Raw genomic sequence first — 9,334 nt, forward strand, 5'->3', positions numbered from 1 at the left:
AGACCTCTTGCATAAATCCGAAAACAAACGATAGAAACAATAATGGGAGGGACTTTCAGTTAATTATTTATTAGTAGTTGATAATCTTCAAAAATGTTGCTGTACAAGGATCGACTTAAGACTTTTGCAAGAGGTCTAATGTCCCATTCAAAACTCCTAGCGGCGATGTCGTCAACGGTGGTGGAAGCGACAGGAGTAGGAGCGAAACTTGGACGTGAGTCCCAAGTCACTGTATTTTCATCCCACGCACTTGTGATTCGATGGGCTGAGGCTAAAAATGGCTCCACAAAACTCGGTGCAGAGTCACTTAAGGTTGTCAGAATTAAGCTAACCTTGTTTACGCCAACAGAAGGCAATGTTGAGAGGTCAAATTGGATTAGGGTGTCGGTATAGCCTGCTCCAGTATCTGCTTCCCCAAGTAACATCCGAGGTTCTGATCCCCAATTCACCGTGTTATAAGGGGGGATAATACCCGGAACATTGCTATATGGACGACTATCAACATAGGTGTCCTTGCCTTCAGGTCCGGGTTGAAAAGTAATAACCGCAGCAGAAACTGGGACAGTCGCCAAAGCAGTCGTCAGGGTGAGGGAAGAGACAGTTAATAACTCAGATAATCTATACTCATGCAAACTCAAATAATTAATCACTTTTGATAATGTCATAACTAAATGCCTCTTAAAAAATGTAGTTCTGCCTGATTTATAATGTTTAATTCTGTAGATTTGAAACTCTTGCAGTTAAATTTATCAAATCTTAAAAATACTCTAAGTTACTTATAAAAATAAAGGTATGTTAGCGACAGTGTAACACGCCCTACTTATCGCTCTCTTACTCAAAGGCAAAAGCACTATCTTCTTCATGAATCGGCAAAATTCAGTAAAATAGCAATAGACCAAATCAGAGAGAAAAAATTAGCTATGGCAACTACATCCGAAGACGTATGGCGACTCTTAGCCGAATTAGCGACTGCTCAAAAAGAAACTGACAAACAACTGAAGGAGACTGACCTACTATTGAAGGAAGTTAGTCAGCAACAGCAGGAAAACGCCCAACAACAGAAGAAAACTGACAAACAACTCAAAGAATTAGGTCAGCAAATTGGGGGACTCGGTGCAAAATTCGGCAGCTTTACCGAAGGACTTGCCCTCCCTTCAATGGAAAAGATTCTCAGACAACGCTTTGGTATGGAAGTTATCAGTCCCAGTGTCCGAGTCAGTAAAGATGGAAAACACCTAGAAATTGATGTTCTTGCCTATACCAATGGTCAGCTAAATACTGCTTATATCGTCGAGGTTAAAAGTCATGCCAGAGAGGAGTCTATTTCACAATTAAAAAGTATTTTGCAACGGTTTCGCCGCTTTTTTCCTGAACACAAAGATAAAAAACTCTATGGCATATTAGCGGCGGTTCATGTATCCCCGGAATTACGGGAAAAAATTCTGCAAGAAGGGTTTTATGTGGCTCGGATTCATGACCAAGTATTTGAATTGGATATTCCCGATAATTTTCAACCTCGACTTTATTAAAAATTTAGATGTAATCCTAAATCCTGTTATTAAAAACTGATTATTTATTCCCCCTTTTGCCGTTTGCCGAACGTCCGAAGTCTCACCGTTGAAGCCTTTTGCCTGAGCAGAAAACGGGTTTCTCGGAGAAACCCGTTTTCTGTGCGTTACTCAACGGATTTAGTATAAAAGGAGAGGGTTTCAAACCGAGGATTTGCGGTGATACAATAAAGTTAGGCAAAAATGCGATCGCAAGAGATAAAGCATGGTTCAAGCACCCATCGAACCCCAACTTTTCTATCCTGACTCCGACGGTAAACCTATGGCCGACAACACAGTTCAATATCGCTGGATTGTTCGCTTGGTTGCCAATCTCAGGTATTTATTTAAAGGGCAAACCGTCTTTGTCGCCGGAGATTTGCTCTGGTATCCCCAGCAGGTAACTGTACCACCCGCTCCCCGTCAAGCTCCCGATGCCATGGTAGTTTTCGGCCGTCCACCTGGTGAGCGCGGCAGCTATAAACAATGGGAAGAAGAAAATATTGCCCCCCAGGTAGTGTTTGAAATCCTCTCTCCGAGCAATAGTGCCAGGGAAATGCTCAAAAAGCAGTCTTTCTATCGGGAGTATGGGGTATTAGAAATGTTTTTCTATGACCCAGACTCCCATGATTTCTGGGGATTGGTGCGACCCAATCAGCAAGAGGATTTTTTCCCAGTAACGGCCTTGAATTTTCCTTGGACTTCCCCAATCCTAGGGATTCGGTTTGAGATGTTTGAAGAGGGTTTAGAGGTCTTTTATCCCAATGGGGAACGATTTAAAGACCCTGAAACCCTCTTTGAGGAACGCAACCAAGCACAACAAGAACGCGACCAAGCACAACAAGAACGCAACCAAGCACAACAAGAACGCGATCGCGCTTTTGCCCGATTACGCGAATTGGGCATTGACCCGACACAGTTGTGACTATAATTAGGGCTTGCTGAATAAATCTAAAAACCTTGTTGGATAAGGCTTTTAGACTTTTTTGACCTCAAAAAGTGCCGACCATTGGAGGTATCGGGGGTAAAATTCAGGTACTTTTTCCCTGAAAATTAGGTAACTGACTACCTCAAAATCGGTAAAACCCTACACCCCACACCCCACACCCCACACCCTGCCCCCACCAACAAACTTTTTCAGCAGACCCTAATTAATCTTCAGCGGAGATACCGTCATCTTCCACCACCGCTTCGGTGATAGGAGAGGGCGGAATTTCCGTTAAGGGAGATAAATCGGCAGGGGGGGCGACCACGCGATCGAGTTTTAGGGTTAAATAACGAATAACCTCATCACTTAAACGCATGGCCCGTTCCATGGGGGCGACTTGTTTGCCGCTTGCCTGATAATTCATCTGCACATAGACACCATCATTGAGTTTTTTGATGGGATAGGCCAGACGTTTTTTACCCCACACCTTAACTTGAATGTCTGTGGCGCTGTGTTCGCTAATCAGAGTCCGATAACGTTCCACTTGTTGCTGAACGACTTCTTCCCCTAAATCGGGACGGAGAATGTAAAGAGTTTCGTAGTTATTGCTCATCTCAGAATCCTTATGGACTAGAAGGCTTCTTTGTCAAGGCCAGAGGTTAATTGATTTTAATAACTCTCTAGCTTTTAATAAAGAAGCAAGGATATATGATCATACTACTATCCGAGAGTCGATCGCTAGTCATTCCCAGAAAAATATGGCGCAACGCTATGTACGAGTGAAACATCGTCAAGGACAAATCTTCTACGGACTGTTACAGCTAAACCGTAGCGTTGCTGTCTTTGATGCCCCTCCCTGGCAAGGAGGGCAACTAACCAAAATAGAATTAGAACCTGATAGCTACCAACTATTAGCCCCCTGTTTCCCGTCGAAAATTATTGCCGTGGGCAAAAATTACCGCGCCCACGCCGCCGAGATGGGAACACCTGTACCGGAAGAACCGCTTTTATTTCTCAAGCCACCGACGACAATTATCGCCGACGGTGAAACGATTTTTTATCCGCCCCAATCCCAAAGAGTGGATTATGAAGGAGAATTGGCATTAATTATGGGAGAAACCGCCAAAAACTGCACCACAGCCCAAGCCAGAAGCAAAATCTGGGGTTATACCATTGCTAACGATGTCACCGCTAGGGATTTACAGAAAAAAGATAGCCAATGGACGCGGGCGAAAGGATTTGACAGTTTTTGTCCCCTCGGCCCCTGGATTGTCCGGGAATTGAGTATCGGGGCGCAATTAACCACTTTTCTCAATGATGGCAGCGAACCCAAACAAAGCAGTTATCTCAGTGATATGGTCTTTCCCCCCGATGTCTTGGTGGCTTATATCTCCCAAGTGATGACCCTGCTGCCGGGGGATGTGATTTTAACGGGAACTCCCGAAGGAATCGGACCGATGCAGGTGGGGGATAAGGTTCGGGTGGAAATAGAAGGCATCGGGGTTTTGGAAAATAGCGTCATGGCAGCAGAAATCAATTAACGATAATTAACAATCCTAGCGAATACGGCGGGGTCTAGACTCGCCCCACCGACTAAAGCCCCGTTGATCTGCGATTGAGCCATAATTTCATCGATATTATCCGGTTTTACCGAACCACCGTACTGAATGCTTACTTCGGGATTGTCTAATTGTTGCCGAATCAAACCGATAACGCGGTTAGCTTCCTCGCTTTCGCAGGTTTCCCCCGTCCCAATCGCCCAGATGGGTTCGTAGGCGATAACGAGGTTGTTTTGGTCAACATTGACTAAACCCCCTTGAATTTGCTTGATAATTACTTTTTCCGTTTCTCCGGCATCTCTTTGGGCTTTACTTTCTCCCACGCAGATAATCGGGATTAAACCTTGTTTTTGGGCAGATATGACCCTTAAATTGACGGTTTCATCGGTTTCGCCGAAATATTGCCGGCGTTCACTGTGACCGATAACCACATAGTGAACCCCAATTTCGGTTAACATATCCGCCGAGATTTCGCCCGTATAAGCCCCCGATTTTTCCCAGTGGACATTTTGCGCCCCCAAGCGAATACGACCGCCGTGGAGGGTTTTAGACAGGACAGCTAAAGCTGTGAAAGGGGCGCAAAGAACTACTTCTCGGTCGTCGGGGGTTTCATCTAGATGGGATTTAAAATCTTGCAAAAACTCCAAAGCTTCTCTCTGGGTTTTGTGCATTTTCCAGTTACCTGCAATAACAACTTTCGGCACAGCTTAATTAATTTAGTAGATTTGATAATTTATGGTACATTTTACTCTAAGCCTTTTTGTTACCCTAAGCAAGATCACCGATAATCGCTGTTTGTCGTGAACAGATTTCTTTAATACTTTTACCTGTACCTAGGGTTTGCTGAATAAATCTAAAAACTTTGTTTGATAAGGCTTTTAGACTTTTTTGACCTCAAAAAGTGCCTACCATTGGAGGGATCGGGGGTAAAATTCCTGGACTTTTTCCCTGAAAATTAGGTAACTGACCACCTCAAAATCGGTAAAACCCTACACCCTACACCCCACACCCCACACCCTGCCCCCACGAAAAACTTTTTGCCGCAAACCCTACCTATGCCCTAATCCCCTACTAAATCCTCATGCGAACCTTAGCGATCGGCGATATTCATGGTTGCTCGAAAGCTCTAGATCACTTGCTAGAGATCGTCAATCCCAAACCGCAAGATACTTTAATCACCCTCGGTGATTACGTTAATAAGGGCAAAGACTCGAAAGGGGTGATCGATCGCCTGATTTCCCTACATAAACAGGGAAATTTGATTCCCCTCAAAGGTAATCACGAGATTATCATGCTGCAAGCCCGTAATAACCCCCTCAAACAGCGTCTCTGGTTAGAAAAAGGCGGTAAAGCTACCCTCAAATCCTATAGCGAAGGCCACCTGATTAAAATTCCTGAATCTCACTGGGATTTTTTAGGAAAAGTCTGTATAAATAGCTACGAAACTGCAAATCATTTATTTGTTCACGCTAGTCTCGATCCCCATCTACCCCTAGCCAGACAACCAGAATACAAACTCTTTTGGGAGAAATTTCAATATCCCGCCGCCCATAGTTCAGGAAAAACCATGATTTGCGGTCATACCAGCCAAAAAAGCGGTAAACCGGTTAATCTCGGCCATGCCATTTGTATTGATACTTGGGCCTACGGCCAAGGCTGGTTAAGTTGTTTAGATGTGGAAACGGGGAAATTGTGGCAGGTTAACCAGCGAGGAAATTTTCGGATTAGCCAGATTCAAGATTATTATCGTCCATCCTCTCTACGTCAGGACATTAAGGACGGTTCGCCGATTTTTGGCCGTTCACTCTTGTCAAGAGCGGCAGCAATGACATTTAAGGGCAAATAACTGGGGTAAACTCCCTCGCGAGCGCGTTTAATATCCGTTTCCTCTAGGGGAAGTTGGTATTTTATCGCAATTGCCTTGAGGATATCGCCGCGATCGATTACTCCCGCTACGGCGGAGGCCGGTGTTAACACCGTGATCATGCGGTCTGGGATGGTTTCCAATTTTTGCACCACTGTCACTAAGGGGGTTTTTTCCTCAACAGTGGCAATTTCCCCGAGGGGATGGGCAATATCAAGCAGTTGTTTTTCTGACCAGAAACTGCGCTCGATCGCCTGTAAATCTGCCACCCGAATTAATCCCCGATAACGCCCCTCGGACGCGGCAAAATAAGCAGTATTGGCGGCTGCTTGGTCTAAAACGTATTCTTGGACGAATTCCTCTAGGGTTTGATGGGCGTTTAAAACCCGCAAATTTCTGCTCATCACCTCTCCTGCCGTGAAATTGAGGAGACTTTCCTGTAAATTAGTTAAATTATCGTAGGCGCGGGCATTTCTGAGGATAAACCAGCCCATTAATCCTAACCAGGCACCCCCCACATCTGCCGTCAAGAGAACCAAGAAAATTCCTAAAATAATCCCTAACCAACCGATGAATTGACCACTGATCGCAGCCCAATGTAAACCTTTCCAGCGATCGCCAGTTGCTTGCCAGACCATTGCTTTTAAAATTTGACCGCCATCGAGGGGTAAACCGGGGATAAGATTAAATAGAGCCAAAAACAGGTTAATTATCGCTAAATGACCGCATATATAGGTTAAATTAGCGTTTAAATAGGGTAAGTGACTGGCTAGGGATAGGAGACAAAACAGGAGAAAACTGACGAGGGGTCCAGCGATCGCTACTTGCAGGGCCTCTGGAGGAGTCCGAGATTCTCGCTCGATCGAGGCCATACCCCCAAAGAGAAACAGGGTAATGGAATTGACCTGGATGCCTTGGGAGCGAGCCATGAAACTATGACCTAATTCGTGGAGTAAAACCGAGATAAACAGCAATAAAGCGATGATTAAACCAAGTAACCACGCTAAACCGAAACTCTGGCCGGCCAGAGACTGAATTTCTGCATCGGTGGCATTGAGCAGGGTGACAAAAGCCAGAATCAAAAACCACGAGGAATCAATATAGAGAGGAATGCCCAATAAAGAGCCGATTCGCCAATTTGTACGCATAATTCTCAGTGGGGAAGTGGGAAGTGGGAAGTGGGAAGTGGGGAAGTGGGAAAGTGGGGGAATGGGGGAATAGGGGAATGGGGAAGTGGGGAATGGGGAAGTGGGGGAATTCAACTAAAACCCTAAAACCCTAAAACCCTAACACCCCAACACCCGAAAACCCGAAAACCCGAAAACCCGAAAACCCTAACCCCTAACCCCTTTTAAGACATTTGGAAAATAAAAGTCATTTTGTCCCCTTTACCGAGGGAAATGCGATCGCCTGCCCGAAGACGATGACGATTGCCGGAGGGTAGGGGATTGTGATTAACGTAGGTTCCGTTGGCGCTGCCGCTGTCTTCAAGGTAATAGATGCCCCCTTCGACGCGGATATCGCCATGAACCCGGGAGACGATGTCAGAATCGGGAAAACCGGAAACATCGATATCGGGGGGAATGCGATCATTAGGTTTGCCGATATGAATTACCGATAGATGTAGGGGTAATTCAATTTTGCTATCGGTTTGCAGGTGCTGGAGACTGGCCATTTCCGTCTGCAAGCGGGTGGCGGCCGGAACCGGTGGGGGGGCAACAGGAGGAGGTGCGATCGAGGCGCCGGTGGCTGTAGGGACCGGTGGGACGGGTTCAGGTTCAGGTTCCGATTCGGCCTCGGCTGCTACCATGGGGGCAGAATTAGGCTGTAAATTGTAGCCACACTGACCGCAAAAGGTGGCATCAGTTTGGATGGTTGCCCCACAACTAGGACAGGAAGACATCCTCGGTAAGGGGGTATAACAGGCCTCGCATTGAGTGGCCTCATCGGGGTTAATATGTTCGCAATTAGGACAAACGATCATTTTTAAGGAAAAAGTAAAAAGGAAAAAGTAAAAAAGCAGATTAGGGGTTGAGTGTTGGAGTGTTGGGATGTTGGGATGTTGGGGTGTTGGGGTGTTGGGGTGTTAGGGTTTTCGGGGTGTCGGGGTGTTAGGGTTTTGGGGTTTTGGGGTGTTGGGGTGTTAGGGTTTTCGGGGTGTCGGGGTGTTGGGGTGGTCACTGCGTGCGCGTTGCGGGGGGTGTTGGGGTTTTAGTTGAATTCCCCCATTTCCCTATTCCCCCATTTCCCTATTCCCCCATTCCCCTATTCTCTAGACAAAAGAGGAACCAGCGGCCGCATCGAGTAACCAATATAATTCCCCGGCCGGGGGGTGGATGAGACGAGAAGGATAGGAGAAAGGGTCGCCATAAGCAGAGAAAATCTCATGTAGAGCGGGGCGTTTACTTTCGCCGGCAGCGATAAAGATCACACAACGGGCCTGATTGATCAGGGGAACGGTAAAAGTTAAGCGGGGATTGCCGTCTTTCTCGCCGACGGTGATACAGCGATCGCTCACCGTTAAAGCTGCCGTGTGGGGAAAGAGGGAGGCAGTGTGACCATCATCGCCCATTCCTAACAAAATCAGGTCAAAAACGGGAAAATCGGGAGAATTGACCCCAAACCATTGGCGGAGATGATCATCGTATTTTTGGGCGGCCAGGTGAGGATCGGGGTCATCCGTGGGAACATGATGAATATTAGCGGCTGGGATCGGTATGCGATCGAGCCATGCTAATCGGGCCATGCGTTGATTACTGTCGGGATGATCGGGACTAACGTAGCGCTCATCTCCCCAGAAAACGTGAATTTTTGACCAGTCGAGGGGTTGAGAGGATAAAGCTTCGTAGAGAGGTTTCGGGGTACTACCGCCAGAAAGAGCGATGGTAAAATATTCCTGTTGGTCGAGGCTGGTTGTGATTTTTTCCAGAACCAGCGCCAGAGATTTTGCGATCAGAGCTTGTTTATCAGCTAAAACTTCCACCAATTTCTGCATGGGTTTTGTTATCAACTCAGGGGGGCTGTCTTTACTATAGGCTAACCATTGAGGACTCATCTGAGAGCTTGGGAAAATTTTATTCTTTGACAGTCTCTGTCTTAGGTAAGAGATACAGGAGAAAATCTGGCGTTGTCAGATCAGAATATAAAAGATGCAATGCAATCCTTGCTATCAAAGTAATTTCAGTTCCAAGCTGATTCGGAGCATCTTTCAATTTGACAACGCCCTAATTCATCTAAGTAGCTGGTTATAATTAAATTAAAAATGGATTTTAGGTTCGATCCCCCCTGCCCCCCTTGATAAGGCTGTCCTTTAGTCACATCTTTCTTAACATTTCAAACCTTTGTAGCACAAGGCTTTCAAGACTCGGTTAACAATTTGTAATATTCCTTGTTGACACCCTTACTGACAAAGAAAAAACTGAAATCAAGTCAGGAT

General features: G+C 46.0%; 10 protein-coding genes. 4 read left to right on the plus strand and 6 right to left on the minus strand.

The features are described from left to right. Positions 1-59: 59 nt before the first annotated feature. Positions 60-665 carry a DNRLRE domain-containing protein gene (locus IM496_RS00180; protein WP_287660902.1) on the minus strand — a complete coding sequence of 202 codons (606 nt, stop codon included), beginning with the start codon at positions 663-665 and terminating at the stop codon, positions 60-62. A gap of 255 nt (positions 666-920) precedes the next feature. Between IM496_RS00180 and IM496_RS00185 the strand changes: the two genes are divergently transcribed. Further along, positions 921-1,529, plus strand: coding sequence for a DUF3782 domain-containing protein (locus IM496_RS00185; protein ID WP_287660903.1), 609 nt, complete (start codon positions 921-923; stop codon positions 1,527-1,529). A 244-nt stretch (positions 1,530-1,773) separates the two neighbouring features. Beyond that, positions 1,774-2,472, plus strand: a complete 699-nt coding sequence (locus tag IM496_RS00190; protein WP_287660905.1) for a Uma2 family endonuclease — start codon at positions 1,774-1,776, stop codon at positions 2,470-2,472. 226 nt (positions 2,473-2,698) lie between these two features. Here the strand turns inward: IM496_RS00190 and rpsF are convergent, their stop codons facing one another. After that, a complete protein-coding gene (rpsF, locus tag IM496_RS00195) occupies positions 2,699-3,088 on the minus strand; it encodes a 30S ribosomal protein S6 (protein WP_002769143.1) in 390 nt (129 codons plus the stop codon). 145 nt (positions 3,089-3,233) lie between these two features. Here rpsF and IM496_RS00200 point away from each other — a divergent pair, with 145 nt between their 5' ends. Continuing rightward, the gene (locus IM496_RS00200; RefSeq protein WP_287660907.1) at positions 3,234-4,016 is read left to right on the plus strand and encodes a fumarylacetoacetate hydrolase family protein; all 783 of its coding nucleotides are present in this window, start codon (positions 3,234-3,236) and stop codon (positions 4,014-4,016) included. Here the strand turns inward: IM496_RS00200 and tpiA are convergent. Further along, the gene (gene tpiA / locus IM496_RS00205; RefSeq protein ID WP_194018071.1) at positions 4,013-4,738 is read right to left on the minus strand and encodes a triose-phosphate isomerase; all 726 of its coding nucleotides are present in this window, start codon (positions 4,736-4,738) and stop codon (positions 4,013-4,015) included. The two genes, IM496_RS00200 and tpiA, sit on opposite strands and share 4 nt — an antisense overlap. Positions 4,739-5,115: 377 nt before the next feature. Here tpiA and IM496_RS00210 point away from each other — a divergent pair, with 377 nt between their 5' ends. After that, positions 5,116-5,880, plus strand: coding sequence for a metallophosphoesterase family protein (locus IM496_RS00210; protein ID WP_194018070.1), 765 nt, complete (start codon positions 5,116-5,118; stop codon positions 5,878-5,880). Here the strand turns inward: IM496_RS00210 and IM496_RS00215 are convergent. From IM496_RS00215 to pgl, 3 genes are all read right to left on the minus strand, one after another. Continuing rightward, positions 5,799-7,046, minus strand: coding sequence for a site-2 protease family protein (locus IM496_RS00215; RefSeq protein ID WP_194018069.1), 1,248 nt, complete (start codon positions 7,044-7,046; stop codon positions 5,799-5,801). The genes IM496_RS00210 and IM496_RS00215 overlap by 82 nt on opposite strands. A gap of 203 nt (positions 7,047-7,249) precedes the next feature. After that, on the minus strand, positions 7,250-7,882 hold the full coding sequence (locus tag IM496_RS00220; protein ID WP_287660906.1) for a double zinc ribbon and FHA domain-containing protein: 633 nt from the start codon (positions 7,880-7,882) through the stop codon (positions 7,250-7,252). 288 nt (positions 7,883-8,170) lie between these two features. Beyond that, positions 8,171-8,893 (minus strand): 6-phosphogluconolactonase, encoded by a 723-nt coding sequence (gene pgl, locus IM496_RS00225; RefSeq protein ID WP_287660908.1) that lies wholly within the window; start codon positions 8,891-8,893, stop codon positions 8,171-8,173. Between the last annotated feature and the right edge of the window lie 441 nt (positions 8,894-9,334).

This window comes from Microcystis sp. M049S2 (assembly GCF_020245625.1).
Lineage (GTDB): Bacteria > Cyanobacteriota > Cyanobacteriia > Cyanobacteriales > Microcystaceae > Microcystis > Microcystis ichthyoblabe_A.